At 65.0% G+C, this 26,322-nt stretch carries 27 protein-coding genes and 1 tRNA gene; 12 read left to right on the forward strand and 16 right to left on the reverse strand.

Annotation, left to right across the window (positions count from 1 at the left end; all coding sequences use genetic code 11):
- Positions 1–129: 129 nt before the first annotated feature.
- Entirely contained in the window at positions 130–3,282 is a 3,153-nt protein-coding gene (locus tag MU553_RS08485) for an adenosylcobalamin-dependent ribonucleoside-diphosphate reductase (RefSeq protein WP_247377700.1), read from the forward strand.
- 78 nt (positions 3,283–3,360) lie between these two features.
- Here the strand turns inward: MU553_RS08485 and MU553_RS08490 are convergent, their stop codons facing one another.
- The 3 genes from MU553_RS08490 to MU553_RS08500 form a co-directional block, all read right to left on the reverse strand.
- The gene (locus MU553_RS08490) at positions 3,361–4,038 is read right to left on the reverse strand and encodes a helix-turn-helix domain-containing protein (RefSeq protein WP_247377702.1); all 678 of its coding nucleotides are present in this window, start codon (positions 4,036–4,038) and stop codon (positions 3,361–3,363) included.
- Between the two features lie 62 nt (positions 4,039–4,100).
- Entirely contained in the window at positions 4,101–4,397 is a 297-nt protein-coding gene (gene ddfA, locus MU553_RS08495) for a DdfA family disk-determining factor (RefSeq protein ID WP_247377703.1), read from the reverse strand.
- A 159-nt stretch (positions 4,398–4,556) separates the two neighbouring features.
- Positions 4,557–6,032, reverse strand: coding sequence for a molybdopterin-dependent oxidoreductase (locus tag MU553_RS08500; protein WP_247377705.1), 1,476 nt, complete (start codon positions 6,030–6,032; stop codon positions 4,557–4,559).
- Positions 6,033–6,258: 226 nt separating this feature from the next.
- On the opposite strand from MU553_RS08500, the gene MU553_RS08505 reads away from it, so the two are divergent.
- Complete coding sequence (locus MU553_RS08505; protein WP_247377708.1) at positions 6,259–6,447, forward strand: HVO_2523 family zinc finger protein; 189 nt, start codon at positions 6,259–6,261, stop codon at positions 6,445–6,447.
- Between the two features lie 60 nt (positions 6,448–6,507).
- On the opposite strand, the gene MU553_RS08510 is transcribed toward MU553_RS08505, so the two are convergent.
- Entirely contained in the window at positions 6,508–7,164 is a 657-nt protein-coding gene (locus tag MU553_RS08510; RefSeq protein WP_247377710.1) for a TVP38/TMEM64 family protein, read from the reverse strand.
- Positions 7,165–7,265: 101 nt separating this feature from the next.
- On the opposite strand from MU553_RS08510, the gene MU553_RS08515 reads away from it, so the two are divergent.
- Positions 7,266–7,625, forward strand: coding sequence for a DUF5830 family protein (locus MU553_RS08515; protein ID WP_247377712.1), 360 nt, complete (start codon positions 7,266–7,268; stop codon positions 7,623–7,625).
- A gap of 2 nt (positions 7,626–7,627) precedes the next feature.
- On the opposite strand, the gene MU553_RS08520 is transcribed toward MU553_RS08515, so the two are convergent.
- Positions 7,628–8,695, reverse strand: coding sequence for a DUF7115 domain-containing protein (locus MU553_RS08520; protein WP_247377713.1), 1,068 nt, complete (start codon positions 8,693–8,695; stop codon positions 7,628–7,630).
- 365 nt (positions 8,696–9,060) lie between these two features.
- Between MU553_RS08520 and MU553_RS08525 the strand changes: the two genes are divergently transcribed.
- Positions 9,061–9,200 (forward strand) — tRNA-Met (locus tag MU553_RS08525).
- A gap of 202 nt (positions 9,201–9,402) precedes the next feature.
- On the opposite strand, the gene MU553_RS08530 is transcribed toward MU553_RS08525, so the two are convergent.
- The 3 genes from MU553_RS08530 to MU553_RS08540 all read right to left on the reverse strand — a co-directional run bounded on the left by MU553_RS08530 (position 9,403) and on the right by MU553_RS08540 (position 10,964).
- On the reverse strand, positions 9,403–10,104 hold the full coding sequence (locus MU553_RS08530; RefSeq protein ID WP_247377715.1) for a hypothetical protein: 702 nt from the start codon (positions 10,102–10,104) through the stop codon (positions 9,403–9,405).
- A 240-nt stretch (positions 10,105–10,344) separates the two neighbouring features.
- On the reverse strand, positions 10,345–10,692 hold the full coding sequence (locus MU553_RS08535; RefSeq protein ID WP_379813784.1) for a HalOD1 output domain-containing protein: 348 nt from the start codon (positions 10,690–10,692) through the stop codon (positions 10,345–10,347).
- Positions 10,693–10,772: 80 nt separating this feature from the next.
- Positions 10,773–10,964 carry a DUF7331 family protein gene (locus MU553_RS08540; RefSeq protein WP_247377719.1) on the reverse strand — a complete coding sequence of 64 codons (192 nt, stop codon included), beginning with the start codon at positions 10,962–10,964 and terminating at the stop codon, positions 10,773–10,775.
- Positions 10,965–11,098: 134 nt separating this feature from the next.
- Between MU553_RS08540 and MU553_RS08545 the strand changes: the two genes are divergently transcribed.
- Entirely contained in the window at positions 11,099–11,806 is a 708-nt protein-coding gene (locus tag MU553_RS08545; protein ID WP_247377721.1) for a 5-formyltetrahydrofolate cyclo-ligase, read from the forward strand.
- Positions 11,807–11,895: 89 nt separating this feature from the next.
- Positions 11,896–12,237, forward strand: coding sequence for a hypothetical protein (locus MU553_RS08550; RefSeq protein WP_247377723.1), 342 nt, complete (start codon positions 11,896–11,898; stop codon positions 12,235–12,237).
- Here the strand turns inward: MU553_RS08550 and MU553_RS08555 are convergent.
- Positions 12,234–12,647 (reverse strand): response regulator, encoded by a 414-nt coding sequence (locus MU553_RS08555; protein ID WP_247377724.1) that lies wholly within the window; start codon positions 12,645–12,647, stop codon positions 12,234–12,236. The two genes, MU553_RS08550 and MU553_RS08555, sit on opposite strands and share 4 nt — an antisense overlap.
- Before the next feature lie 162 nt (positions 12,648–12,809).
- Between MU553_RS08555 and MU553_RS08560 the strand changes: the two genes are divergently transcribed.
- The 4 genes from MU553_RS08560 to MU553_RS08575 all read left to right on the forward strand — a co-directional run bounded on the left by MU553_RS08560 (position 12,810) and on the right by MU553_RS08575 (position 16,560).
- Positions 12,810–14,417 carry a bacterio-opsin activator domain-containing protein gene (locus tag MU553_RS08560; protein ID WP_247377726.1) on the forward strand — a complete coding sequence of 536 codons (1,608 nt, stop codon included), beginning with the start codon at positions 12,810–12,812 and terminating at the stop codon, positions 14,415–14,417.
- A gap of 142 nt (positions 14,418–14,559) precedes the next feature.
- The gene (locus tag MU553_RS08565; RefSeq protein WP_247377729.1) at positions 14,560–15,528 is read left to right on the forward strand and encodes a methyl-accepting chemotaxis protein; all 969 of its coding nucleotides are present in this window, start codon (positions 14,560–14,562) and stop codon (positions 15,526–15,528) included.
- Between the two features lie 56 nt (positions 15,529–15,584).
- A complete protein-coding gene (locus tag MU553_RS08570) occupies positions 15,585–16,016 on the forward strand; it encodes a DUF8009 family protein (RefSeq protein WP_247377731.1) in 432 nt (143 codons plus the stop codon).
- 280 nt (positions 16,017–16,296) lie between these two features.
- Positions 16,297–16,560 (forward strand): DUF8028 family protein, encoded by a 264-nt coding sequence (locus MU553_RS08575; RefSeq protein ID WP_465262010.1) that lies wholly within the window; start codon positions 16,297–16,299, stop codon positions 16,558–16,560.
- Positions 16,561–16,575: 15 nt separating this feature from the next.
- Here the strand turns inward: MU553_RS08575 and MU553_RS08580 are convergent, their stop codons facing one another.
- From MU553_RS08580 to MU553_RS08590, 3 genes are all read right to left on the reverse strand, one after another.
- Complete coding sequence (locus MU553_RS08580; protein WP_247377735.1) at positions 16,576–17,502, reverse strand: DMT family transporter; 927 nt, start codon at positions 17,500–17,502, stop codon at positions 16,576–16,578.
- Between the two features lie 63 nt (positions 17,503–17,565).
- Positions 17,566–18,114 carry a CBS domain-containing protein gene (locus MU553_RS08585; RefSeq protein ID WP_247377737.1) on the reverse strand — a complete coding sequence of 183 codons (549 nt, stop codon included), beginning with the start codon at positions 18,112–18,114 and terminating at the stop codon, positions 17,566–17,568.
- A 140-nt stretch (positions 18,115–18,254) separates the two neighbouring features.
- The gene (locus tag MU553_RS08590) at positions 18,255–19,472 is read right to left on the reverse strand and encodes an RNA-guided endonuclease InsQ/TnpB family protein (protein ID WP_247377739.1); all 1,218 of its coding nucleotides are present in this window, start codon (positions 19,470–19,472) and stop codon (positions 18,255–18,257) included.
- A 274-nt stretch (positions 19,473–19,746) separates the two neighbouring features.
- Between MU553_RS08590 and MU553_RS08595 the strand changes: the two genes are divergently transcribed.
- Positions 19,747–20,418 (forward strand): ribonuclease H family protein, encoded by a 672-nt coding sequence (locus MU553_RS08595; protein WP_247377741.1) that lies wholly within the window; start codon positions 19,747–19,749, stop codon positions 20,416–20,418.
- A 396-nt stretch (positions 20,419–20,814) separates the two neighbouring features.
- Positions 20,815–20,964 carry a hypothetical protein gene (locus tag MU553_RS08600; RefSeq protein ID WP_247377743.1) on the forward strand — a complete coding sequence of 50 codons (150 nt, stop codon included), beginning with the start codon at positions 20,815–20,817 and terminating at the stop codon, positions 20,962–20,964.
- Between the two features lie 85 nt (positions 20,965–21,049).
- On the opposite strand, the gene MU553_RS08605 is transcribed toward MU553_RS08600, so the two are convergent.
- From MU553_RS08605 to MU553_RS08620, 4 genes are all read right to left on the reverse strand, one after another.
- Positions 21,050–22,087, reverse strand: coding sequence for a GldG family protein (locus MU553_RS08605; RefSeq protein ID WP_247377745.1), 1,038 nt, complete (start codon positions 22,085–22,087; stop codon positions 21,050–21,052).
- The gene (locus MU553_RS08610) at positions 22,074–22,988 is read right to left on the reverse strand and encodes a S49 family peptidase (RefSeq protein ID WP_247377747.1); all 915 of its coding nucleotides are present in this window, start codon (positions 22,986–22,988) and stop codon (positions 22,074–22,076) included. The genes MU553_RS08605 and MU553_RS08610 overlap by 14 nt, the downstream gene beginning before the upstream one ends.
- Entirely contained in the window at positions 22,985–23,665 is a 681-nt protein-coding gene (locus MU553_RS08615) for a LolA family protein (protein WP_247377749.1), read from the reverse strand. Before MU553_RS08615 ends, MU553_RS08610 begins: the two co-directional genes overlap by 4 nt.
- Positions 23,666–23,946: 281 nt before the next feature.
- Positions 23,947–26,205 (reverse strand): NADP-dependent malic enzyme, encoded by a 2,259-nt coding sequence (locus MU553_RS08620; RefSeq protein WP_247377752.1) that lies wholly within the window; start codon positions 26,203–26,205, stop codon positions 23,947–23,949.
- Between the last annotated feature and the right edge of the window lie 117 nt (positions 26,206–26,322).

Below are 26,322 nucleotides of genomic sequence, written 5' to 3' on the forward strand. Positions count from 1 at the left end.
CCGGTAGAGCAACCCAAAGAGAAGGGTTATTTAGCGATCAATGAGTACACGAATTCCGCCAGAGATGACAGGTCTGAGGCCCACATATCACCAGAGTATCGTACGCCAGGCAGCAACGGAGGAGCCACTATGAGTCGGAACGAACTGACGGTCGACGAAGTAACACTCCCGATCAAGCGGACGGAGGGGGACACGCTCGAAGAGCGATTGACGGGGAACGCCTATCACAACATTCTGCCCGCGCGCTATCTGCGGAAGAACGCGGACGGCAATCTCATCGAAGAACAGGAGGATCTGTTCGACCGCGTCGCGAAGAACATCGCCCTCGCCGAGGCGGTCTACGAAGCCGACAAACGGGACGAACAGATCACGGTCACGCCCGACCAGCTCAAGCCCGACCACCCGCGCCGCGACGAGCTCGCCGCGGAAGTGTTCGGCAAGGGCGTCGCCGCGGACGACGACGCAGAGACGACGCTCTCTATCTACAACGTCAACAAGTTCGCCTACGACACGCTGGTCCCCGAACTCCCCGCGGACATCAAGGAACACGTCGAGGACACCGCCGAGGAGTTCCAGAACCTGATGGAGCGCCTCGCTTTCATGCCAAATTCGCCGACGCTCATGAACGCGGGCGACGAACTACAGCAGCTGTCGGCCTGTTTCGTCGACTCCCCGGCCGACGACATCGACGACATTCACCAGACCGCCAAGGAGGCCGCGCAGGTGTTCCAGAGCGGCGGTGGGATGGGGTACGCCTTCTGGAAGCTGCGCCCGTACGGCGACGCCGTCGGCTCGACCGGTGGCATCGCCTCCGGGCCGATCACCTTCATGCGGACGTACGATCAGATGTGTGAGACGATCGCACAGGGTGGCGCTCGTCGGGGCGCCCAGATGGGCGTCATGCGCGTCTCCCACCCGGACGTCATCCAGTTCATCCACGCCAAGAACAAGGACGTCTCGCTCGCACACTCGCTGCGCCTCAACGACCCCGACGACTACACCCACACGTCCTTCGCGGACGCCCTGGACGAGGCCCGCGAACTCATCGACGACGACGGCAAGGTGCCCAAGCACCTCCGCAACGCCGTCGAGGGCCACCTCTCGAACTTCAACATCTCGGTCGGCGTCACCGACCGGTTCATGGAAGCAGTCCAGAACGACGAGGAGTTCACGTTCACCAACCCGCGCACCGAGGAGCCCCACGTCGCCACCGAGGAGACCAAGGAACTGTACGAGATGTTCGACCTCGGCGAGTACGTCGAGGTCGGCGAGGTCCTCTCGGTCCCCGCCAACGAGGTCTGGCAGCGTATCGTCGAGGGCGCCCACGAGAACGGCGAACCGGGCATCGTCTTCCTCGAACGCATCAACAAACAGCACTCCTTCGACGTGGAGAAGCACCCGGACCACCAGATCCTCGCGACGAACCCCTGTGGCGAGCAGCCCCTCGAAGAGTACGAGGCCTGCAACCTCGGTCACATCAACCTCTCGACGCTCGCCGCTCAGGAGGGGCCGGACTGGCGCGTCTGGTACGACGAGCACGGCGACGAGTACGACTCCATCGAGGCCGCCGTCGACGCCTTCTTGGAGGAGGCCATCGACTTCGAGGAGTTCGACCACCGCATCGAGATGGGGACGCGCTTCCTCGAGAACGTCGTCACCATGTCGGACTTCCCGGTGCCCAAGATCGAACAGAAGGTCCGCGAGATGCGCAAGATCGGCCTGGGCATCATGGGTCTGGCGCAGCTGTACATCCAGCTCGGCATGGAGTACGGCAGCGAGGCCTCCAACGAGGTCGCCCGGCAGGTCATGACCCACATCAACCACGGCTCGAAGTGGGCGTCCCACGAACTCGCCGAAGAGCGCGACGTCTTCGACGAGTGGGACAACTCGAAGTACGCCGACCCCACGGAGTACCGCGAGTGGTTCGAGAAACAGACCGGCCTGGACGCCGACGACTGGGCGGACGGCTTCCCGGTCCGCAACCACAACACGACCACCATCGCACCGACCGGCACGACCTCGATGGTCGGCAACACCACCGGCGGCTGTGAGCCCATCTACAACGTCGCCTACTACAAGAACGTCTCCGACGACGTCCAGGGCGACGAGATGCTCGTCGAGTTCGACGACTACTTCCTCCGGACGCTGGAGGCCAACGACTTAGACGTCGAGGCCGTCAAGGAAGAGGCCCAGGAGCAGATGGCCAACAACGAGTTCGACGGCCTGGAAGGCCTCGAAACGGTGCCGGACGCCATCGGCGAACTGTTCGTCACGACCGGCGACCTCACGGCCAAGCAGCACGCAGCCATCCAGTGTGCCTGCCAGGAGGGCGTCGACTCGGCCATCTCGAAGACGGTCAACGCGCCCAACGACTCCTCGGTCGAGGACGCCGCGGACGTGTTCGAGTACATCTACGAACACGGCGGCAAAGGCGTCACCTACTACCGCGACGGCACCCGCTCGAAGCAGGTGCTGACGACGCGCGCCGACAACGCCGAGTTCTCCGAGATGGACGAAGACGAGGCCGCCGAGGTCCTCACCGAGCAGATCGAGGACATCTTCGGCAGCTTCGAGGAGTTCCTCGAACACGAGGGCGTCCGGGCCGAGGTCGACACCGAGGTCGAGGACCTGTTCGACTTCGAGGCGGCCAAGTACGCCGAGAAGCGCTCGCGACCGGCCGCACTCCGGGGCGTCTCCCAGCGCATCGACACCGGCTACGGCAAGGTGTACGTCACCATCAACGAGGACCCCGCGACGGGCGAGCCGTTCGAGCTGTTCGCGAACATCGGTCACTCCGGCGGCTTCACCAACTCCTTCACCGAGGCGCTGGCGAAGGTCATCTCGACGGCGCTCCGCTCGGGCGTCGATCCGGTCGAGATCGTCGACGAACTCCAGGGCACCCGATCGCCGAAAGTCGCCTGGGACAAGGGCGAGCAGATCCAGTCCATCCCGGACGCCATCGGTACGGCGATGCGCCGCTACCTCGACGACGAGGTCGACAAGCCCTACCCCAAGCAACAGACTCTCGACGAGACCGCGACCGAGGTCGCCGAAGACCCGAACGCCGACGCCGCGACGAACACCGGCTCCGGCGCGCCCGAACCCGACGGCGGTCCCGGCGGTGCGACAGCGAGTGCCGGCGGTGCCGGCGCCAAAGAAGACGCCACCCAGGACCTCATCGCCAGCGGCGAGAGCCCGGAGTGTCCCGAGTGTGGTGCGATGACGCTGTACTACTCCGAAGGCTGCAAGCACTGCGAGTCCTGCGGCTGGTCGGAGTGCTGAGCGGGTAGAATCCGGCGCGTGTGACACGACGGAGCCAGAACCGATCGCCGACGACTGGTCGGTCGCGCCCGCGCGGCGTTACCGACCGATCGATGCCGGTTGCTGCTGTTTTCGTCCACCAGCGAGCGTTTCGCGCGTGATCGTCTGCTGTGCGCGTCTCAGCCGTTTCGACAGCGCTTGCTGTGAGATGCCGAGTTCGTCGGCCAGTTCGGACAGCGTCGTCTCGCGAGGAACGTCGAAGTACCCGAGCTGCTGGGCGGCGACGAGCGCCTCGCGCTGTTTGTCCGTGAGCAGAAACTGGCCGTCGGCGACCGGCGACTCGGGCGTGCGGAGCCGGTCGAGCGTCACCGAGCAGGTCGCTTCGCGGAGTCGATTCCGGTAGGCCGCCAGCGTCTCGTGGTCGGTGGCTCGGACCCTGAAGGTCCACCCGGTCGCACGGCCGACCAGCGTCAGCACCGTGACGTCCGCATCGATGAGCGTCCCGATGCGGCGTTCGACCGCGGGAACCCACTCGATCTCGTAGAGCGCACCGGACCCGGACGTCGCCCGACACGCGACGCGGCGGGTCGTCGGATCGGCGTCGAGTTCTCGCTCGACGTCGATCGCCGTCCCGACCGCCCAGAGGAACGGGATCGAACTGCCGGACGCGTGTGCGACCGTCCGTTCGGCTTCCAGTACCAAGCCCGGTACCTGCGAAAACGTTTCGGCGAGCGCAAACGCCCGGTGCGGAAGCGTGAACTCCGCGATGACACACATATGCTCGCAATCCTGTCGTTCCCACAAGGGGATTATTTCGGCTTCCTTGCGGGGTTCAGCCCTTACGACTCCCGGATCAAGCAGACTTGCTCAGACTCGGTCCCGTCGACTGTCACCGTGTAGCCAGCGTACGAAAAAGTCAGCGTGCGGCTCGCCGTCCCCGCACGGCCGGGAGCGGGCTCGAAGACTGCATCGACGGCGTCGGGGTCGAGAACGCGTGCGAGCGGTGGCAGCTCAAGGGGATCGGTTTCGTCGACCGTCGCGACCAGGCGGACGACCGCTTCGCTCACCGCCTCGCTCTCGCCGACGACTGTCCGACACTGGTCGTCACCATCGGTAACTACGTCGATTCCTGTCATTGTTGTCAGTACTGTCACTCCACGTTCGCTCACCCTGACTGACCTGGTTGTATGTGAAACGTGTTTATGTGGGGGCTACAGCCCTCTGTGCCCCGTTCACGAGGGTCACGGCAACTGGCGTCGTCGCCGGTTGCCCCGTGGCAGGGACGACGGCGACGGTCAGTCGATCGTCTGTGCGACCCAGCCGGTCGGCCCGCTCGGAAACGCGCCCGACCGCTCGCTGGACTGGCGCGCTCCGGTCCCGTCGATCGCCCGGACGACGACCTCGTGGCTGCCGGTCGGCGGGTCGTAGGCGTAGCGCCACTGCCGCCAGACGTCGTCGCCGGGCAGTTCCGCCGAGAGCGTCGCCTCGGTCCAGGTCCCGCCACTGTCGGTCGAAACCTCGACCGACCGGATGCCACGCGTGCCAGCGTAGGCGTGTCCGCCGACCTCCGTGCGGCCGTCGTCGAGATCGTTGACGGCGTGGAGTTTCGCGACGGTGTTGACCGGGCCCGTGCCGTGCCAGCCGCGTTTCTCCCAGTAGCCGTCCACCTCTCTGTCGAGGATCTCGATCTCCGTGAGCCACTTGACGTTGATCTCGCCCCAGTGGCCGGGGATGAGCGCGCGGGCCGGATGCCCGTGCGCCCGCGGCAGTTCGGTCCCGTTCATGCCGTACGCGAGCAACCCGTTTTCCATCGCGGCGATGGGGAACTCCTCGTAGTAGTCGTCGGCAGCCCGCAGCATCACGCAGCCACACCCGCTGTGGGGGTTCGCCCGCTCGACGAGGTCCATGATCGGAACGCCCGTCCAGAGCGCGTTGTCCATCTTGTGGCCGTTGAGGTCCTCACCGACACAGCGGAGCGTCTCGAACCGATCTTCGGACTGCATGGACGTGAGGTCGTCCAGCGTGTAGGTGACCTCCCGTTCGACCGCGCCCGTCACGGTGAGCGTCCAGTCGTCGCCGTCGACTGCCGGGTTGACGGCGCTGTAGTCGACCTCGTAGAAAGTCTCGCTGACGAGCGGCTCGATGCCCGTGACGCCGAGCGACTTCGCGTCGGCGTCGTCGAGCAGCCGCTGGATCTGCTCCGTGCGACTCAGTGACTCGGGCGTCGTGGTGCGCTGGGTTCCCAGGACGTACCCCCCAGCACTGAGTCCCAGTACCGAGAGCGCAGTCGCGAGGACGGTCCGTCGGTCCTCGTCGATCCCGGTCGCGATCGGAAGTGAGGGAACGGCGACTGCGAGCAACACGACCGCCCCTGCGGCCAGCCCCGCGCCGAGCGAGAGCAGCAGGCTCCCGGTCAGCATCACAGCCATGCCCCAGGTTCCAACGGTCGTCAAGACGACCGGCAGTGCCCGGTTGGTGAGCCACTGGCCGACGAACAGCGACAGCGCGGCGATGGTCGCGATACCGCCGATCACCAGCAGGAACGCAGTCAAGAGGTTGAGTTGTTGGCCGAGGCTCCCCAGCACCGTGATCGCGTACCGGACGACGACGTCCGGCATCACCGTCCGGAGCAAGTCCGCGACCGGCGAGACGACGAACGTCGGGGTGTACCCCGCGACGGCGAACGAGCCGACGACGCCAGCCACGCCAGCGAAGACGCCGACGAGAACCGTCGGGAGCGCGCGCCGCACGAGCGTGACAATTCGTGACATGGCCATCGTGAGAGCTAGGGCGCCAGCGGTATTACGTCCACTGTCGCGCAGCTAACAGTGCACCGGCGATCAGACGGCCTCGTTCCCACCCCACCGGCTCGTCGCATCGACGCTCGGCGGGTCACTGGGCCCGTCGACTGGAATTATACGGGACGCGGGTCGGCAGGCCAGCAGTCGGCCGGACACGTCCAGAACAGTCAAGCACGTTCAACAGCACCACACACGTATGGACGACGGTCGCGGGGCCGACGGGACCGACCGGACCGAGAGCGACAGTACCGGCGACGAGCGCAGTGAGCAACCAGTCGGCGGCCGTCCGTGTCCGCGCTGTGAGCGGCCGATGTACAGTCGCCACTGCAAGTACGTCTGTCCGGAACACGGCGTCATTTTCGACTGTGCGGACACCTTCTACTGAGCGACTGCGGTTCAGGGACGTGTGCGGAGCGTCGCCGCGGAGTGACTGCACAGCCGTCTGTCAGGCCAGGTCACCGCCGTCGCGCAGGTGGCGGTACGCCGGGCCGGCCAGCACGAGCACGGCCAGCGAGCCCGCGCCGACCACCAGCGGAAGGCCGCTACTGAGTCCCTGGAGCGAGAGGGTCCGCATCGAACTGCCGGCCGTCACCGCTGCGATCACCCAGGGCGTCTCGCCCAGCGCAGTCCCGACGAGCATCGTCACCGCCGAGACCTGCGAGAGGCCCGCAGCGTACGACACGCCGTCTGCGGGGAGCGGGGCCAGCCGCGCGGCCACGATGCCGCGGAGCGCGCCGGTCGCCTCGACCAGTCGGTCGCCACGCTGCCCGAGGTATCCGAACACGCCGTCGTCGGATCGAACGTAGCGCGCCAGCACGAACGGCGGGAGGCTCGTGACGACGGCCCCGGCGAGCCCCAACGGGATTCCGATCGCCACGCCGTAGACGTAGCCGACCAGCACGGAGACGGCGCTGATCGGCCAGAGCACGAACGGGCGGAACAGATAGATGACTGTCAACGCGGCGAGAAACAGGGCCGGCCGCGACGACAGCGTCTCGGCCTGTCCGAGCACTGCCGCCGGTGAGAGGACGACTGCGGCCGCGAGCACGGCTCCGCCCGCGAGAACGCTGCCGAACAGTTGCCGGCGCGTCGCCCGTTGCATCTATCCATGTGCCCACCGTCTCCGGTAAAACCTCTTGTGGTCGTCTCGGCGCCAACTGGCGTGACACAACGCTTACTTCACCGGCTGTCCCAGCAACGAGTGTGCCCGACAGCGATCAGGTCGCGCTCGGTCTCGACCTGCTGGCCAGTCTGGAACACGAGGAGCTGTCCGTCGCCGAGGCGCTCGACCGGATCGAAACCATCACGACCGATCCGAACGTCCAGCGCGAAATCCTCGACACCGCAGAAGTTCGCGGCATCATCGACCGCGAGGCTGGGTTCGTCCGCCCGACGAGCCACAACTACGTGAGTTTCGAGTCCGACGTCGTCTCCCGGGAGGGCGAGTTTACCTGCCAGCGATGCGGGACCGGCATCTCGACCGGGTACTTCATCAGCTTCGACGCCGGCGAGCACGGTCCCTTCGGCTCGTCGTGTATCCGAAAAGTCACCGGCAGAGAGTAGCCTCAGGCGCGCCCTTCGCGGAGTTCCGCGATGAGCTGATCGATCGTCTCTTGCTGGCTCTCCAGCAGTTCGTTCTGTCGCTCGACGACGGCAGTCAACTCGTCGAGCTGTGTTTTGAGCGCAGCGACGTCGGCCTGCGTACTGGTTTGCTGTGAGGTCTGACTCGACGACTGAGCCTCAGATCCGGACGCTTGTTGGGACGTCCCGCTCGACCCTGAGCCGGACTGGGACGTGGCCGCATCGGCCGTCGCCGCGTCGCTCTGCGTGGTGCGCGATTGCGTCGAGGACGGCTGCGACTGGGTCGATTGGGTCGCTCCCGACTGTTCGTCGTCTGACTCGTCGCTGTCAGTGACCAGCGGGTCGATGCCGTCGCCGATCTCGATGTCGCTGCGACTCTGTCTCGCCGTGCCGCCGGCGTCTGCGGCGTCCTCGGTCGGCGCGATCTCGGCGTTGAGTTGCTCGAGCGAGGAAACCCCGTAGTAGTGGAAGACCGCCTTTTCGAGGACCTGCTGGACCTTCCGCGCGTCGTCGTTCGGGGTTTTGATGCGGCGCGGGTGGCCGTCGATCTCGATGACGATCTCGGTGGCGACGCTGCCGCGGTCGAACGAGAGGTGCGTGAGGTCGGCGAAGGCGTAGACCTCGTAATCGTCGGTCCAGACGTCGGCGCCGATGTGTTTTACGACGCTCGTCTCGGTGACGATCACCGCGAGTTCGCTGAATCGGAACACGCCCGCCAGCGTCTCGTCGGGGGCAGTGACGTCGGCCGCGCGAAGGACGCCCGTCAACAGCAGTTCGAGGACGGGGTCGGCGCGGTTACCCGGGACGGTGAACGTCTCGGTCCCGTCGACGTATTCGAGAACGAACTTCGTCTTGCGTCGTCCCTCCTTGACGTCGAGGCGCTCAACGTCGTGAGTGAACTCTTCGACTTTCTCGTCGCTCAGCAGTCCCTCGGCCCGGTAGAGGAGCGTGCGCGATCCGGTGAGATAGACCGTGTCTTCGTCACCGAGGTTGACGCTCGCCTCGATCTCCTCGCCCCCGAGCACGTTCCGGACGAGGCTAGGTACCTCCATGCCCGTTGTGTGCCGTCCGGGTGGCTTAAATCCGCGGGTAGTTCCACCCCGTCGTGACAACAACCGGACCGTTCGTCGGCCATCCCCGAACGCACCAGTCGGTGCGGTACTGCCCAGCAAACCACCCGGTTCGGCGTCCGCGGGGAACGCTTCTGTGCTCGTCCCGACGTGTCGCGGCCCGCGCCGATCCCCTCTCGGCAGACCACGACAGGGCTATGTCCCAGCGCGTTCGGTGTGTCGCCCCTCGGATGGTGGGGAAAATCCGCCCCACTGTTCAACTGGCTGAACAGTCCCGGGTGTCGGCGAGGGAATCCGCGGACGGAGATGGGAAGCTTAAAGGTGGGCACTCAACTACGAACGAGTGCGCCCGGGTGGCTTAGCTGGACATAGCGCCGCACTCATAGGGTTATCGAGACTCACGCGGCGTGCTCCCGGTCCCCCGAGGAACGTCGAACCTCGAACCTGGGACATGCGGAGATCGAGGGTTCGGAGCCCTCCCCGGGCATTTCCTTTCGTCGCTCGCTTCGTCGAGCGACAGCGCTCGAAATGCCAGCGGTGGGCGGAGAACCCGGGAGGGTCTGCGCGAACGCCAGTGAGCGCAGAGTAGGGAAATCTTCGATTTCCCGTAGTTCGCGGGCCCTCCCCGGGCATTTTCACAGAAACCAGGATCGATAGTGAGCGGTGATGCTGTACAACGCCGCGGCCTGTCACTCCAGCGCGACCGTCCAGTCCCCGTCGGCCTGGACGGCGACCCAGCCGAGGCCGTCGAACCGGAACGCCGACTCGCCCTCGAACTGGCCGATCTCGTTGACGACGAGTTCGGCGAACGCTCCCGCCACCGGATACACCTCGACGATGAAGTTACTCTCGCCGGAGTGGGTCGCGCTCGCGACGTGAGTGCCGGTGAATTGGAAAGGGCCGGAAACGCTGGGACCACTCCCGCGCAGTGACTGTGGCAGCGGTTCGCCGCGTGCCGCCCGTGGCTGGCGGATCTCGACCGCCCAGTCGCCGTCGGCGTCGACGTCGAGGAGATACGATCCCTGTTCGAGCAGCGCTGCGGTCTCACCCTCGTACTCGCCGATGGCGTTCACGAACAGGTCGTCGAACTCGCCCTCTCCGACGAGCGTGACGACGAAGTTCGACGTCCCAGCGTGCGTGGCCGAAACGACGGTCAAGCCCCCCTCGATCTCGATCCCGCGTTCGACGCTCGGCCCGGAGCCGGTGAACGATTGCACCGCCGGCCCGGTCGGGCTCTGGCCTGGCGTCTGGCCGCCGGGCTGTCCGTCCGCAGTTGCTGTCCCAGTCTCCCTGCCGGAATCTCCCTGGGTGGCGTTCGCTCCTCGCTGGCCGTGCAAACCGAGAACGGCCGTCGTCGTTGCAATCGCGGCGAGGTAGCGGCGTCTGTTCATACCCTGCTCTCGGTGGAGTGATTGCAAAACCGTTGGGACGCGTTAGCACTGTTTGGTTCGCGAGCGGTGGTGTCTCCCGCCAGAGAAGCCTGGATCTGTTCAACAGTCGTATTGCAGATGACTCCGAGATTGCGGAGTTTTCGGGCGGAAGGCGGGGAGAAGGCGACAGCGGACGGCGGGCGGCAAACGACTGCCGCGGCGGGATCGAGGCAACCGTGACGGGTTCCGTGTCCTGCTGACTCAGTCAGAGTCGGTCACCGACACCTGGCCGTCGCTGGAAACGACGACCCGATAGCCGAAGTACGTGAACGAGACGGTCCCGTTCGCGCTAGACCGCGAAGGAGGGAAAAGAGCGAATCGAGCGCGTCGGGACCGATCACCTCGGAGAGTGGAACGGGAATGTCGACGAGTTCGATCACCAGGTTCTGCTGATGGGTCAGTAGTTCCCGAACGTTGACGACGCCGTGGACGTCGATCACTTCCGCTGCGAGGCGCGCCCGGTCGCCAGTCGATGCCGTCGCAGTCACCGACGTTCCACCAGCATCTCCGGAAAGCAGAGAAGAAAGTGTTCGATTCGCTGATGGACATTGCTGCGACACAGCCACCGGTCGAGCAGTAACCGAGGTCGGGACCATCTAGCCGCCCGCCCCTCGATACGGCGGTGGTTCCTACTTCCGGACGTCGACGACGTGGTCCGTCGCGATCCACGCGTCACTGTTCCCGGGTTCCGTGAACACCGCGTGACTGCCGTCGCTCTCGTACGCCGCGATCCGCGGCGTCCCAGTCCGCGGCCCGCACTGTGGCTCGTCCTGCCCACTGCACCCCCATGCTTCCTCTCCCGTGTCGTCAGCCTGACTCATGTGTATTGGACACTACCCACAGGATCCGGGGTAGCCGTTCTGCGAACATTGTATGGTCCTTTTTTAACGGCCCAGCAGCGCGAAACAGTCGCAGTGTATCGAGCTATTAGTGCGACGCCCGCGGACGGACACGTATGGACAAGCACTCCCTTCGAGAGCGGGTGTGGGACACCCTCGAAGCGTCGGGGGACGCTCGCTTCCCCTTCCCGCCCCACGGGCGCATCCCCAACTTCGCCGGTGCCGACGACGCGGCAGAGCGGTTGGCTGCCACCGACGAGTGGCAGGCAGCGGCGACGATCAAGGCCAATCCCGACTCGCCCCAGCGACCCGTCCGCCGACGGGCGCTCGAAGCCGGCAAGACCGTCTACATGGCCGTTCCGCGGCTCAGCGACGAACAGTGTTTCCTGGAACTCGACCCGGCGCGCATCGACGACGTCGACCGCGCGACGACGATCTCGGGGTCGTCGGAACTGGGCGAACAGGTCGGCCCGGAAGCCGTTGGGCCGATCGATCTGATCGTCTCCGGTAGCGTCGCCGTGACGACCGACGGCGCCCGAGTCGGGAAGGGAGAAGGGTACAGTGACCTGGAGTACGCGGTGCTTCGCGAACTCGGGCTCGTCGACGCGGAGACGCCCGTGGCGACCACGGTCCACGAGAGCCAGGTCGTCGACGACGAGGTTCCCATCGAGTCTCACGACGTCCCGATGGACGTCGTCGCCACGCCCGAACGGACCGTCCACACGGAGACGGCAGCGACGAAACCCGCGGGGATCGACTGGGACCTGCTGTCCGAGGAGCGCCGCGCGGAGATTCCCGTCCTCGATCGGTTCGCGCCGGAGTGAGCGGCCGTGCGGCGAGCACCGACGGCGACGCCAGCGGAGCGTGCTCGTGACGGTACCGCTAAGGAACGGCCGCTCGAACGGCCGGTATCATGTATCTCTCACCCGTGGTGCGAACGCTCCGGGACGATCCCGTCCCCGGCGAGCGAGTGACGCTCCTGCTCTCGCTGGCGGACGAGCACGCAGACGACACGGCGGCGGTCGAAGCCGACATCGAGGAAACGGTCTCCGAGGCCGGCGGTACCGTCGAGGAGAAACTCCAGTTCAACACGATCGCCGTGACGATTCCCCACGAAGGGATTCCAGCGCTCTGTGAACTCGACGGCGTGGCCTCGATCGAGACGGACGAGACGATCGGCATCACTCCGGGGGACGCGGGAGAAGACTTGGACGGGCTGGATTCGCCCGGGGACACGGAGCGAACCGAGGACTAGGTCGCTTCGGATTCTGCCACTCTGGCCACGTGTTCGACCAGTTCGGAGTAGAGCCCCCGCCTGCCGTCTTTCTGGATCATCTCCGTGATTCCATCGGGGGTCGGTTGCTCGAACAGTTCCCGAGCCTGACTGGTAAAGAGAATAAAGGGTACGTCCGCACAGGTTTCCTCGACCGCCTCCAGGAACTCGAACCCGTTCATCTCGGGCATCTTGTAGTCACTCACGATACAATCGACGTCGACGTTTCGCTCGCGCAACTGCTCGAGGGCGGCAGCCGCGCTCGTCTCCGTCCGCACCGAGAACCGGCTGTCGGTGTGCTCCAGATACTCGCTGGCGAGGTCGACGACGGCGGGGTTGTCGTCGACTACCAACACCCGAACGGTCTCTGCGTCCGCTCCATCCGAAACCATCTGTCTACCAGTAACGTATAACTCTAAAACTATAAACAGAGACGAGTGTTTTCAGAGCGCGAAAACACCCGCGTTGGGCGGGGCCGAGGACGACGAGCCCTGCCCGGGCGACGCGACGAGTCGCCGCGGGAATAATGTGGCTGGAACGCCGATAGCCGGTGAATGGAAGTCTCCGAGTCGATAACGCGTGCCGCTCTCGATACGCTGTCGAGCCAGGTCGCAGTGCTCGACGCCGAGGGCCACATTCTCTTTACCAACAGTGCCTGGGGGACCACGAGCAACGAGTCCGCCCCCGGTTCCGAACCCGAAGGGACCAACTACTTCGATTCGGTCGATCCGACCGACGACGACTACGCAACCGAGGCAGTCAGCGGTATCAGAGCGGTTCTGAACGGTGAGACCGACGCGTTCCGCCTGGAGTACCCCTGTCACTCGCCCGACCAACAGCGGTGGTTCATGATGCGCGCGACGTCGTTCTCCCTGGAGGGGCGAACCTTCGCGACGGTCGCCCACATCGACATCACCGAGCGCCGCCTCGCAGAGATCGAGGCGAACGAGAACGCCGAACAGGCCGAGCGTGAGCGGCAGAATCTCGAACACCTCGTCGACCGCATCAACGGACTCGTCCAGGACATCACACAGTTACTCGTCGGGGCGGCGTCCCGCGAGGAGATGGAAGACGGCGTCTGCGAGCGGCTGGTCGACACCGATCCCTACGTCTGTGCCTGGATCGGTGACGCCGACTTCCCCGAGGAGTACGTCGAGCCGCGGGCGGTCGCCAGCACCGTCGACGTCGCCATCGAGTCGACCGATCAACAGCTCGGCGAGTCGGCGGGCGATCCGAGCGGGCGCGCACTCGCCACCCGAACGGTCCAGATCGTCGAGTCCGCGGGCGACGACGAGCACCTCGCTCGCGTCTACGGCGCCGACAACGTCGCCTCGCTCATCGCGATCCCGCTGGTCGCACGGGACGCCAGTTACGGCGTCCTGACGGTGTGTGCCAGCGAGCCCGACGCGTTCGACGAGCGCGAGCAGGTCGTCCTCGAAGCGCTCGGCCGGGTGATCGCGAACGCCATGAACGCCGTCCAGAGCAAGCGAACGCTCACCACGAACCGCATCATCGAGATGGAAGTCACTCTGGCCGACCAGTCGCTGTTCCCGTGTCGGTTGTCGGCCGAGTTGGACTGTCGGCTCTCCTACTCCGGGTCCGTCTACAAATCAGAGGGCCTGCTCCAGGAGTTCTACACCGTCACCGGTGCCGACTCGGATTCGGTGGCGGCGTTCGCAGACGCAGACGAGGACGTCGTCGGGTATCGACTGCTCGCGGACCACGACGAGGAGTCGCTGTTTCAGTTCACGTTCGACGGATCGCTCATCGACACGCTCGTCGACCGCGGCGCCGTCACCCAGGAGGTCACGAGCGAGAACGGACAGGCTCGATTCACCGTCGAACTCCCCCAGGAAGCCGACGCGAAGTCGCTGTTCGAGTCGCTCTCCGAGCGGTACGACCGGGTCGACCTCGTCGGCTATCACGAACACGAGCGGCCAGTCCAGACCCGCCAGGAGTTCCGCGCCAGCCTCGAAGACCGACTCACCGACCGACAGTTCACCGCCCTCCGAACGGCCTACTACAGCGGGTTCTTCGACTGGCCCCGGGGCGTCGACGGCGACGAACTCGCCGCCATGATGGACATCTCCCGGTCGACCTTCCACCAGCACCTCAGGGTCGCCGAACGGAAGGTCCTCGACGCGTTCTTCGAGCGCGAGTGATACTTTCGAGTATTCGTCGTTCACCCCATCAAAACCCGTTTCACGGGCCAGGGCATGTGCCCAGATACCGGTACATCGTTCGACATGCCAAATACGTAAGGTAGTGGTCATTTATGAGAGCCGTCCCAATCTACCGTACGTAATGTCCCACGAAACTGGCGTGAGTGCTGGGATCGAAGAGGATATCGAGGACGACATCGAGGAGGACATCGACCGCAACGCGGGGTACGATCACGAAGCGGCGAGTGAGATCCAGACGTCGATCGCGGAACTGGAGAGCTCCTCGGTGGAGATCGCCGAGCGAACGCGAGAGATCTCCCAGCTCGCGAACGAACAACACGAGGGGATGGCAGAGGTCGCAAACGAGGTGTCGACGCTGAGCGCGTCCGTCGAGGAGATCGCCTCCTCCGCCGAGGAGGTCGCAGCCTCCAGCAAACAGGCCAGAGACCTCGCCGACGAAGGGCAGGCTTCCGCCGAGGAGGTCGTCGGTGCGATGGAAGAGATTCGAGAGGCGGCCGACAGCGTCGCCGAGGACGTCCGGACCATCCAGGCGAGCGTCACGGAGATCGACGAGATCGTCGACATCATCAACGACATCGCCGACCAGACGAACATCCTGGCGCTGAACGCCTCCATCGAGGCCGCCCGCGCCGGGGAAGCCGGCGAGGGGTTCGCCGTCGTCGCAGACGAGATCAAGGACCTGGCGGGCGAGTCCCAGGCCCAGGCCGGCGAGATCGAGGGGATGATCGAGGAGATTCAGGAGAACACCGAACGAGCGGTGGGAAGCTTAGAGGAGAACAACGAGCGCATCGACCGGGGAATTTCGTCGGTCGACGAGGCGATGGCGAACTTAGAGGAGATCGGCGAGGCAGTTCGCGAGGTGAACAACGGCATCGAAGAGGTCGCGACCGCCACCGACCAGCAGGCAGCCTCCACCGAAGAAGTCGCCAGCATGGTCGATCAGGCGACCACGAACGCCGAAGACATCGCGACCCAGGTCGACGAGATCACTGACGAAGTCGACGGCCAGACCGACCAGATCGTCGACATCAACCAGGCCGTCGACGACCTCATCGAGGACGTCGAGACCATGGCCGCAGCCGACGACTGAGCGGAGCAATTCCTTCGCGTCGTCACGGTCAAGTTCCTGCGGCCGTCAGCACGTGCATGGGGACAGAGTCCGACGACCCGTCCGTCATCCGTTCGATCGCTATCAGCACGGAGGACCTGGTCGCTGCCCTCGAATCTGCCCAGCGGAGCGGCCGTGACGCGGTTCTCCGAGTGACACCGCCGTTCAGTGGCCGCATGCGCGCCCGGCTCCACGTCGAAGGCGACGACCAGTACGACGATCCTTCTCCCATCCACGTCGATCCGACGACGCTCGTCGCCGAGTCCGCACCCGACTATCCCACGCCCGCCCAGACAGAGGACGAAATTCGAGCAGACCCAACGGAGACGTACTCTCGCGAGCGTCACCACGAACGCCACGCGACTGCCGTCGGCGAGTGGCGAGCGAACCTCGGCAGCCACGTCGTCGAAACCACCACCATCGACACGCAGTCCGGCTCCCACGAGATCGAAGTCACACTTCTCGGGTAATCTGAAGGTGGCCTGATACCGCAGTATCGTGCTAACTGGCCACACACCACGCACAACAGAGTTCGTCGCCCGTTATTTTAACCACCTCTCTATCGTAATTTTTGACATGGAGCAACCGCCTAGACTGGCTTAGATACAGCGGTAAAACGTTAGATTCCCTTTGCGTACGTTATGAAAGGTCGGCGCCGAGAGAGCGTCGCGGTGAAATGAGTCGAAACGTGTCGAACTCTCGGCCGGTTATAAGAGGTAGTCGGGCCTTATCTCGAAGTAGACCAACACGATGTCCCCGTCAAGTCCCTCACGAACAGAACTACGAACGGTGCTCGCAGAGAGTGGCGTCCTTCCATCGCTCTCTCGCTACGGCACTGGACTGAAAGCCGGCGTGACCAGCGTCGCGTTCTGGAGCGCCATCATCCTCCCGTTCCTCCACCTCCCTCTCCTGGCGACCGGTCTGGAAAGTACGTCGGTCACGATCGCCTTCACAGCCCTCGTTGCACTGAACGTCCTCACCGCCGTCGTCGGTCATTTCCACCGGGCCGAGTAGCCCGACGACTGCTTGTCACTCCCGCGCCAGCGCCGCCCGCAGCTTCGGGAGTTCGGCCGCCAGCGCGTCGCGTTTCAGTAACGCGAATCCGACGACGATGACCAGAAAGCCGACCGCGGTGTAGCCGTCGATGACCTCGTCGAGCACCAGATAGCCGGAGACGGCTGCGAAGACGGGTGCGACGTACGACACGAGGTTGATTTCGACCGGCCCGAGTCTGTCGAGTAGATCGAAGTAGATGAGAAAGCCCACGGCACTGGCTGCGATCGAGAGGTAGCCCAGCGCTGCCAGTGCTTCCGGCGTCCATCGGACCGCACCCAGCGACTCCGAGGGGAGCGCGACGCTGACGGCGTGCATCAGCGCTGCCCCGCTGAGCATCGACCACGCCTCCATGGTCTCGATCGAGAGGTCGGCGTCGATGCGCCGGGTCAGGACGCTGCCGAGCGCAAAGGAGAGCGCGGCGACGAACACCAGCCCCTTGGCGACGACGTCGGCCGTCAGGAGGTTCGCGGGGTCCGGTCGCGTCAGGATGCCGACGCCCAGCAGTCCCAGCATCGTCCCGACGACGCCGGTCACGGTGAGCCGTTCGTCAGGGAGCAGCGCCCGCGCGAAGCCGGTGGTCAGGATGGGTGAGAGACTGACGATGACCGCCGCCGCCGCACTCGTCGTCTGCTGTTCGCCGACGAACAGAAACGCGTGATAGCTGCCGATCATCAGCGCACCACCGACGATCACCTGCGTCCAGCCGGCCCGGGTCGTCGGCACCCACTTGTCAGTCACCCAGCCGGCGTACCCGAGCATGATGACGCCCGCGAGGTCGTACCGGATGGCCGCGAACAGCACCGGGGGAAAGTACGCCAGCCCGGCCTTGATCGCCATGAACGCGGAACCCCACAGCGCTGCCAGCGTCAGAAACAGGAGGGCGTTGCGATAACGCGTCACGGCCGTGATTCTCCCGTGCCGGCCGAGAAACTTTCGTTTGTCGTCGTGTTTACCCAATGATTATTATCGCTGTTGGCGCTCGTCGCGGAGCGCCCTGAGCATGTCCTCACGGGCGATGATCCCGACGACTGCGCCGTCTTCCACGACTGGAAGCCGGTTGATATCTCGCTCGTCACACAGCAGGTCCAGCGCGTGGTCGATGGTGTCGTCAGGCGCGACTGTCACGACGTCTGTGGTCATCACCGTGCTGATGGGCTTGTTGGCGTTCCGGGCCAGGTCGATGCCGACGTCCAGTTCGTCCCACGAGAGGTCGATGGCGTAGGTCTGGCTCTCCAGGAACGGCGGCAGTCCGACGGGGAGCCACAGCGTCCGATCCGAGGGCTGGAACAGATCCACGAGGTCGCCCTGCGTGACGATCCCCACCAGCTCGCCCTCTCGCGAATCGGTCCCTTCCCCGCTCGATGTTTCCGAGTCACTTCGTGACTCGCCGTCCTCGACGACTGGGTACCCGTTGAACTCCGCGCGAGCCAGGCGCGTGAGGACGTCGGCGACGTCCTCGTCCGGTGCGACGGTCTCGACTTCGCTCTCCATGATGTCACGGGCGGTCAACATAGCTGAAGTGAGGAGTGGCCCATCCGTATGCGTTCCGATCACCTACACCCGCCGTGAGCAGAGAGGGATCGGAGATCCCTCAAGCAGTCGGGCAGAACCCGACGACGGCGGGGTTTGTCGGTGAACTCCCGGTCTGTCCACTATACCGTGGAAGGCGAATACTCGCCGTTTCCGTTCAACGTTCCCGACTTCAGGGCGAGGTGATGGGTCGCCCCTCCAGACCCAGACTTGAGCCGGTTCTGGATGTATCTGTGTGCGATATTGCGTGCCGCGTTATAGTCGGCGTGTAGCTCTTTGCCACACTTCTGGCAGGTGAACTTGTCGCTGTCGCGGTTGTCCTCGTGGGTGAAGCCACAGTCGGCGTGACTGCACCGCTGGCTGGTGTAGGCCGGATGGACTGACTCGACAGTGATGCCTTCGGCATGGGCTTTGTACTCGATCTGACGTTTCAACTCGCGGAACGCCCACTGCTGGAATTTCGAGGCGTTCGAGATACGCTCGCGTATCTGCTCTAAGTCCTCGAACACGATGACCGAACAGCCCTTTGAGACGGCTTCTGCGACCAGTCGCTTCGACGCTTGATGTAAGAAGTCCTCGGACCACCGGGCAAACCTGTCTCCGATGGACTCGATAGTGAGGTGTGCGCTTCGCGTGCCCTGCTGTTGCAGTTGACCGCGGCGACGTTCGTATTCGCGGCGCTTGTGATTCAGGAGGTCGGCGTTGCCGATGAACACCCCCGTGCTGGTGACGGCGAGATACCCGTTCACGTTCCGATCTACACCGAGAACTGTTCGGTTCTCGGTTTCTCCCGACGACTCATCGCGTTCCTGTTTGATGGAAACGTGGAGGTAGTAGGTATCCGTCTGCTGATCGTAGCGGAGTTTCGCGCCCTGTTTGGTCCACTCGTCGCTTTCCATGTACTCGGCCTGCGGGGAGTCGTCCGGGTAGACGTACTCAGCGTGAACACGCCCGTTGCCGTATGCGGCCAGCGAACAGTAGCCGTCAAAGTAGCTGATGGCGTTCGTATTGTAGACGGTCGTGTTCGACGTGAACACGGGTTTCGAGGTTCGTTCGCCCGCTTTCATTTTCTCGACGCACTGTGTGAGCGCGTCGGCGGCATGGTTGACAGCGGCCACGGTCAGGTCCGAGTGCAACCCGGTATCGTCCCGAATGTCGTCGTAGACGAGCGGCTGGAGCCGAGAGCGCGACGTTATCACGTACCCGTCGTCGTCTCCTTGCCATCCCCGGTCGGCAAACCGCTGTGCGGCGTCCCGAAACGTGTTCATGGTGCGTTTCAGCTCGTCGCAGCGCTCATCGGGGACGGCGAGTTTGACGACGGCGGTACGCTGAATCTCCATCGACAGGCCACGGGTGGCACTGACTATCTATAAAAGTCAGGGAGTTAGCCGGGCAGTGACGTGGCAGTTGGTCACGGGAGCTTCCGCGATTCCCGCCCGTCCTGTGGTTCGAGAATCTTCGATTCTCGTCATTATGAAAATCCCCGATTTCCGAACGACCTTACGGAAAGGTCGGACTCCCTCGGTGGCTAAGGTGGGTCCAGGGACTGCTGCTGTCCACCATTGGTTGCGGTCTGCCCATATATTTAAATTCCTCCCGCGATATAGACGACGTATGGCCGCTTACGGCCGGCCGTCCCTTCGGGACTTGTTCGACGAGTCGCCAACGCCGCACATCGCACACCCCCCTCGCACCCATCATCGGGACTTCTACCTCGCAACAGACGGTTCCTTCAGAGGATCGGGTGCCGTCGCCACAGACGGCGGCGACGGGGCAACCAGACCCGCCGGCGGACTCGGCGTTGTTATCGAAACACGCGACGGAGAGCGCGTCGCACGTCTGTCGCTTCCCGACGACGCGCCCGACAACAACGTCGCGGAGTATCGCGCCCTGCACCTGGGACTGGATGTCCTCGCCGCGCGTGCGCCCGACGATGCACGGGTCGGCGTCCTCATCGACCACGACGACCTCGCGGGGAACGTCAACCAGGCGGTCCTGGCGTCCCGCGGCGCAGACTGGGGCACCCACGACGTGTCCGTCCCCGGAGCGACCACGAACCACTGGCGCGGCATCCGCGCGCGCATCAGCGGGTTCGGCGAACTCCGGGCCGCCCGGATTAACAGCGACGTGAACCCGGCGCACCCACTCGCGAACGCTCCCGACCAGTACGACCACGTCAATCACGAATCAGACCGGTGCGTCCTTCCCGAGACGCCGCGTTCGACCGGTGGCACGGACGACCGGTACCCACCGCCGTCCCGAGCCGATCGGCACGCGAGCGACTGACGGCCAGTTGCTTGCTTTTGCAGCCTCGCGTCCGACCCGTGCGGAGTGCCTTTGCTCGACTGTGAAACGATGACCCGAGAGCGTGAGGCTCACCGGACCCGGAGGAAACTCGTCGCCGTTCGACTCGCGCGGGGACCGGGGCACTGGGCGATCCACGCGAGGTCGCCAGCGATCGGCAACAACCCCGAAGACACAGCGACCTTGTGTCAGCAGATTCAGGCACGATGGACTTCAGCGCCGACGCCCGAGAGACGCCACGGGCAAGTCGGGCAGCGAGTGGTTCCAGCGGGCACATCACCGTGACACACGGACAGAACGGCGATCGGGAGGACGAGCGAACCGGAGCGACTGAGCAAGTGCGAGCCCCATCCAGCGTGCGTGCGGGGACCAGACACCATGACTGAGACACAGCAAACGCTCGCAACCTGGCGACTCGACAACGCAGCGATCGACCGCGGGACGTTCTGCTTGTTGGACACCGACCGTCCGGGCATGTGGATAAGTTGTGAACAGCCAGTGTCAGTGAGACACTTCACCGGCCTGTGAACAGGGCCGTGCGCTCGGCGTCAGCGAAGCCCCCGCTCCGAGCGAGGGGTGACGGCGCGGTCGTCCGCGAAAACAGTGCGTGTGACTAGGGCCCGGAGACGTTCCCGGGCATGGACGGCGTCGTGATCCCACCGGGACCGCTCGCAGCCGAATCGGTGGCGGGCGCGTTCGATTCCTTGTCGCCGGTCACGAGGAACTGCGCGAGGTTGCTCACGAACGCGTCGTTGTCGGCGACGGTCGCGGTCGCCGGCGCGAGGAAGTCGGTGTCACCGACGGTCGCCACGTTGCCGACCCGGGCAGCGACCGCGTACGCGTCGGCTCGGCGCGTCGAGGAGAGGCGAGCGCCGTCGCTCTCGACCACTCGCGTCACGTTCGTACTGGTCGTCAGCGGGGTCGCGTCGCGGACGACGACCCGGTCCACGCCCGAGGCGAGCGAGTCGTTTCCGACCGGGCGCGCGAAGACGCTCTGGAAGTTGTTGGCGTTTTCCTCCATGTTGTACAGGTAGCCGGACCCGAAGGAGATGCCAAAGCGCGCGGCGAGGTTCGTCGGCTGACCGGGCGTCACGGTATTCCCGCCCGAGCTACCGATGAGGGGAATCGAGACGGACTGGCTCTGTGACGCGCTGACCGGGTCGGCCAGCATGAGGACGCGACCGCCGGCGTCGGCGAAGGACTCGACGCCGTCGATCTCGCTCTCCGAGTACGTGCTGCTCGGATTGACGACGACGAACGCGTCAGCCGATTCGAGCGTCGAGTTCAGGTTGGAGCTACCGCCGGCCCCACCGAAGCTCTGGCTCTGACCGCCGGTGTAGAACCGGACGTCGTGTCCGTCGCGAACGAGCGCGTCGACCAGCGGCTGTATCTCGCCTTCGCTGACGGCGTTTCCGTGGCTCTTGTCGATGACGATCGTCTTCGCGTCTGCTTCGTCGGGTGCGTCGACGGTCCCGTCGTCGTCGACCGCCGTCGGCAGGAGGGCGTCCGAATCGTACGCCGAGACGTTCACCGCGTTCGAGGTCGTCGACGAGCCTGTCAGGAGCGTTCCCGTGGCCACCGTGCCCGCGAGGACGACGACGACCACGAGTCCGAATACTCCGAGGCCCTTCAACAGATCAGTTCGTGGCATTGGATGTCACCTCAGTTGTGTCCGCAGCAGTCGGAGCGTTCAGCTGTCCGTACACCATGTAATACCGACCTGTCTCGAGGTCGGTGGCGTTGAGCCGTTCCGCTCCGGACGCTCCGGAAGCGTTCAGTCCGAGCTGGCTCAGCGGGCTCTGTGCCGGCGAGCGCATCCGAGCTGTCTGGTAGTCGGACAGTTCCGCCTGCTCGGCCGCGTAGTTGATCGCCGCGTCGAGACCGCCGACCCCGTCGGCGAGACCGAGTTCGACGCCGCGCGTCCCCGAATAGACCTTCGCGTGGGACAGTTCCGTTCGGGAGAGTTCGAGTTTCTCTCCCCGTTCCTCGAAGACTGCACCGACGAACGCGCGCCGCATGGTTTCGACCCGTCGCCGTGCCTCGGCCTGCGTCGCGCTCGTGCTCTTGTCCGGACCAGTCGTAATCTGACCGTCAGGTGCCCCCTGCGGTGGTACGGGTCCTTTGACGCCGATACTCCCGACGACGGTCGCCGGCGAGACGAATATCTTGTCCGCGGGCGCGCTCGTGTAGTACCCGCCGGACGCTGCCATCCCGGTGACGGACACAGCGACCGGCATCTGTTGCTCTGTCCGCTTCACCGCGAGGTAGAGCTGCTCGCTGGACGACGCCAGTCCGCCGCGTGTGTTGACGTCGAGGACGACCGCTTCGATCGACTCGTTCCGTCGTGCTTCTCGCAGGTCATCGACGGCGGTCGTCGCAGTGTCCTCCGTGATCAAGCCGTGCACTTCGATGACAGCCACGGTCCCATCGGACGCCGTCGCGGCGTTCCACGCGTACGGCACGAGTGCGCCACCGACGAGCATTCCGATCACGGCGAAGACGACGAGCGGGCCCCCGAGTCTGTCGAGGAGACTGGGCGAGTCGGGTTTCATGGCGCGACAGCCTCCTGCGCACCAACGCCGGGCGTCTGCGGGGCTCGCAGGCTGACGTCGGTGAATCGAATCGTCTCGGTGACCTCCTGCCCGTCAGCGCGCCAGGTCGACTCCAGCCGGATCGGGACCATGCGTTCGACGTCGACCGAGACCCGCCGTTCGATCAGTCGGGGCTGGTCGGAGTCACCGCTCTGGTTGGTCGCGGGAGTGAGAGAGTAGATAGCCACCCGGCGGTCATCGACCGTCGCCGTCCCGTCGTACACGACGTCGTTGCGCTCGACGAGGTCGGCTGCGAGCGCGCCGTACACCTCCGAAGCGTCGGCGCGGCCGGTCGCAGCGGCTCCGTCCGAGAACAGTCGCGACGGTTCGGGATCGTCGATCACCGTGACCGTGCCGGCGTTCGGCCCGTCCCGGTAGGCGATGCGGAGATAGTCCCCCTTATCGAAGGCCACCGTCGCTCGCGTCGTGTTGTTGTGGCCGCCACGCTCGACCGTCCGAACCATGGTGGCCTGGAAGCCGTCGAGTGCTTCGTAGCGCGATTCAACGTGATCCGCGACGGCGTTCGAGTCGTCGATCTCGGTCCCGGCCGGCGCGAGACAGCCGGCAGTGACGAACAGGAGACCGACGAGTCCGACGAGCGGAAGCCGTCGTGGATTGTCGGGATGGTTCCGTGACATTCAACGGCCGTGGCTACACACGAACCCAATAAGAGACCCTCCGAGAGTTTCTGAACCAGAAAACGGGAGCGGGTTTTATATGTGCTGACAGCACAGTAATTTGATAATCGCTGGTTTTGCCGCGGATCGCGTCCGACGGTCGGGACCGCTCGTCCAAAGATCTGGACCAAAAAGCGCCGACTCAGTAGTCGTTCTGCTGGGCGTCCACAACCCACCTTTTTCCGGTTCGGGGTCGCTGCGCGACCCACTCACCGCAAAAATCTGGACCAAAAAGCGCCGACTCAGTAGTCGTTCTGCTGGGCGTCCACGACCGCGACGGACGCCAGGTTCACGATGTCTTTGACCTCGTCGCCGCGCTGGAGGACGTGGACGGGCTTGTCCATGCCGACGAGCATCGGGCCGATCGCCTCCGCGCCGCCGAGGCGCTGGAGGAGTTTGTAGCCGATGTTGCCGGCTTCGAGGTTCGGGAACACGAGAATGTTCGCTGGCTCTTCCAGGTCCGAGAACTCGTAGGTCCCGTTGAGAATCTCCTCGACGACCGCAGTGTCGGCCTGCATCTCCCCGTCGACCGGGAAGTCACAGGCGGGATCGTCGCGGAGGATCTCGGCGGCCTGGCGCGGCTTGCGCGTGCCCTCGTTGTCCACGGAGCCGAAGTTCGAGTACGACAGCATGGCGGCGCGCGGCTCGATGTTGAACCGACGGGCCAACTCGGCCGTGTGGCCCGTGACCTCGGCGAGCACCTCCGCGTTGGGGTTCTGGTTGACGGTGGTGTCGACGCAGAACACGACGCGGTTCTTGAACGTCAGCATGTACACGCCGGCCGCGTAGTTGGCGTCGTCGGCGGTTCCGATGACCTGCAGCGGCGGGCGCAGCGCCGAGGGGTAGTTGTGCATCAGACCGGTGAGCATCGCGTCGGCGTCGCCCATCTCGACCATGACGCTGCCGAGGTAGTTGCCGTCCTGGATGAGTTCGTCGGCCTCGCGCCGGGTGATGCCCTTGCGCTTGCGGAGTTCGTAGAGTCGCTCGGCGTACGGCGCGAGGTTCCCCTCGCCGGGGTCGATGATCTCCGGGTCGAAATCCAGCGCCAGCGTCTCCATGATCGCCCAGATGCGCTCGCGGTCGCCGATGAGCACCGGCTGTGCGATCCCCTGGTCGACCAGCTGTGCGGCCGCCCGGATCATCTTCTCGTCGTCGCCCTCCGCGAGGACGACGCGCTTTGGCTCGTTCTTGGCCTTGTTCAGGACGACCCGCATCATCTCGCGGGACTTCCCGAGGCGGGCCTCCAGTTCCTCGACGTACTCCTCGATGTCGAGTTCCTGTCGCGCGGCGCCGCTGTCGACGGCAGCCTGGGCGACGGCCGGCGCGACCTCGAAGAGGACCCGCGGATCGAGCGGTTTCGGGATGATGTAGTCGGGGCCGAACTGGAGCGGCTGATCGCCGTAGGCCTTCACGACGGCGTCGGGCACGTCCTGGCGGGCGAGATCTGCCAGCGCTTCGGCGGCGGCGACTTTCATCTCCTCGTTGATTTCCGTCGCACGCACGTCGAGCGCGCCGCGGAAGATGAACGGGAAGCCCAGCACGTTGTTGACCTGATTCGGGTAGTCCGAGCGGCCCGTGGCCATGATGACCGTGTCGTCGCGGGCGGCTTTCGCCTCCTCGTAGCCGATCTCGGGGTCGGGGTTGGCCATCGCGAAGATGATCGGGTCGTCGGCCATCGAGGCGACCATCTCCTGGTCGACGATGCCGCCGACCGAGAGGCCGACGAACACGTCGGCGTCGCGCATCGCGTCCGCGAGGTCGCCCTCGGCGGTGTCCTGTGCGAACTCCCGTTTGAACTCGTTGACGTCGCCCTGTTCGGCGCGGGCCTCGGTGATGATCCCCGAGGAGTCACACATCGTGATGTTCTCGCGTGAGGCGCCGAGCGAGACGTAGAAGCGGGCCGACGCGAGGGCGCTCGCGCCAGCACCGGAGAAGACGATGTCCAGGTCTTCGACGTCCTTGCCCGCGATGTCCGCGGCGTTGAGCAGGGCGGCCCCGGAGATGATGGCCGTGCCGTGCTGGTCGTCGTGGAACACGGGAATGTCCATCTTCTCGCGGAGTTGCTCTTCGACCTCGAAACACTCCGGCGCCTTGATGTCCTCCAGATTGATCCCGCCGAAGGTCGGTTCCATCGAGGCGATGGAGTCGATCATCGCCTGCGTGTCGTTCTCGTCGAGTTCGATGTCGAAGACGTCGATGTCCGCGAAGCGCTTGAAGAGGACGCCCTTGCCCTCCATGACGGGTTTCGAGGCCTGCGCGCCGATGTCACCGAGGCCGAGGACGGCCGTGCCGTCGGAGACGACACCGACGAGATTCCCCTTCGCGGTGTAGCTGAACGCGTCGTCGGGGTTGTCGCGAATGGAGCGACACGGCGCTGCGACGCCCGGAGAGTACGCGAGACTCAGGTCTCGCTGCGTGTTAGTAGGCTTCGTCGTCGAGATCTCGATCTTCCCGGGAGGGTCTTCCCGGTGATAATCGAGTGAATCCTCGTCCAGTCCCATGATGAAACTGGCACCGGGCCAGCGTAAAAAGATAACCGAAAGTGACATTCGACAGTCGTCGATTCCGCGTTACACGTCGACCAATTTATGCCCTCGTGGGCAATAGCTGCGTGTTCC

The sequence above is a fragment of the Halorientalis brevis genome (assembly GCF_023077655.1).

What these genes read in the sequence shown, in the direction of transcription:
- MU553_RS08485 (WP_247377700.1), top strand. Translation starts at nt 130, where the DNA reads ATGAGTCGGAACGAACTGACGGTCGACGAAGTAACACTCCCGATCAAG.
- MU553_RS08490 (WP_247377702.1), bottom strand. Translation starts at nt 4,038, where the DNA reads ATGTGTGTCATCGCGGAGTTCACGCTTCCGCACCGGGCGTTTGCGCTC.
- ddfA (WP_247377703.1), bottom strand. Translation starts at nt 4,397, where the DNA reads ATGACAGGAATCGACGTAGTTACCGATGGTGACGACCAGTGTCGGACA.
- MU553_RS08500 (WP_247377705.1), bottom strand. Translation starts at nt 6,032, where the DNA reads ATGTCACGAATTGTCACGCTCGTGCGGCGCGCGCTCCCGACGGTTCTC.
- MU553_RS08505 (WP_247377708.1), top strand. Translation starts at nt 6,259, where the DNA reads ATGGACGACGGTCGCGGGGCCGACGGGACCGACCGGACCGAGAGCGAC.
- MU553_RS08510 (WP_247377710.1), bottom strand. Translation starts at nt 7,164, where the DNA reads ATGCAACGGGCGACGCGCCGGCAACTGTTCGGCAGCGTTCTCGCGGGC.
- MU553_RS08520 (WP_247377713.1), bottom strand. Translation starts at nt 8,695, where the DNA reads ATGGAGGTACCTAGCCTCGTCCGGAACGTGCTCGGGGGCGAGGAGATC.
- MU553_RS08530 (WP_247377715.1), bottom strand. Translation starts at nt 10,104, where the DNA reads ATGAACAGACGCCGCTACCTCGCCGCGATTGCAACGACGACGGCCGTT.
- MU553_RS08535 (WP_379813784.1), bottom strand. Translation starts at nt 10,692, where the DNA reads ATGTCCATCAGCGAATCGAACACTTTCTTCTCTGCTTTCCGGAGATGC.
- MU553_RS08540 (WP_247377719.1), bottom strand. Translation starts at nt 10,964, where the DNA reads ATGAGTCAGGCTGACGACACGGGAGAGGAAGCATGGGGGTGCAGTGGG.
- MU553_RS08545 (WP_247377721.1), top strand. Translation starts at nt 11,099, where the DNA reads ATGGACAAGCACTCCCTTCGAGAGCGGGTGTGGGACACCCTCGAAGCG.
- MU553_RS08550 (WP_247377723.1), top strand. Translation starts at nt 11,896, where the DNA reads ATGTATCTCTCACCCGTGGTGCGAACGCTCCGGGACGATCCCGTCCCC.
- MU553_RS08555 (WP_247377724.1), bottom strand. Translation starts at nt 12,647, where the DNA reads ATGGTTTCGGATGGAGCGGACGCAGAGACCGTTCGGGTGTTGGTAGTC.
- MU553_RS08560 (WP_247377726.1), top strand. Translation starts at nt 12,810, where the DNA reads ATGGAAGTCTCCGAGTCGATAACGCGTGCCGCTCTCGATACGCTGTCG.
- MU553_RS08565 (WP_247377729.1), top strand. Translation starts at nt 14,560, where the DNA reads ATGTCCCACGAAACTGGCGTGAGTGCTGGGATCGAAGAGGATATCGAG.
- MU553_RS08570 (WP_247377731.1), top strand. Translation starts at nt 15,585, where the DNA reads ATGGGGACAGAGTCCGACGACCCGTCCGTCATCCGTTCGATCGCTATC.
- MU553_RS08575 (WP_465262010.1), top strand. Translation starts at nt 16,297, where the DNA reads ATGTCCCCGTCAAGTCCCTCACGAACAGAACTACGAACGGTGCTCGCA.
- MU553_RS08585 (WP_247377737.1), bottom strand. Translation starts at nt 18,114, where the DNA reads ATGTTGACCGCCCGTGACATCATGGAGAGCGAAGTCGAGACCGTCGCA.
- MU553_RS08590 (WP_247377739.1), bottom strand. Translation starts at nt 19,472, where the DNA reads ATGGAGATTCAGCGTACCGCCGTCGTCAAACTCGCCGTCCCCGATGAG.
- MU553_RS08595 (WP_247377741.1), top strand. Translation starts at nt 19,747, where the DNA reads ATGGCCGCTTACGGCCGGCCGTCCCTTCGGGACTTGTTCGACGAGTCG.
- MU553_RS08600 (WP_247377743.1), top strand. Translation starts at nt 20,815, where the DNA reads ATGACTGAGACACAGCAAACGCTCGCAACCTGGCGACTCGACAACGCA.
- MU553_RS08605 (WP_247377745.1), bottom strand. Translation starts at nt 22,087, where the DNA reads ATGCCACGAACTGATCTGTTGAAGGGCCTCGGAGTATTCGGACTCGTG.
- MU553_RS08610 (WP_247377747.1), bottom strand. Translation starts at nt 22,988, where the DNA reads ATGAAACCCGACTCGCCCAGTCTCCTCGACAGACTCGGGGGCCCGCTC.
- MU553_RS08615 (WP_247377749.1), bottom strand. Translation starts at nt 23,665, where the DNA reads ATGTCACGGAACCATCCCGACAATCCACGACGGCTTCCGCTCGTCGGA.
- MU553_RS08620 (WP_247377752.1), bottom strand. Translation starts at nt 26,205, where the DNA reads ATGGGACTGGACGAGGATTCACTCGATTATCACCGGGAAGACCCTCCC.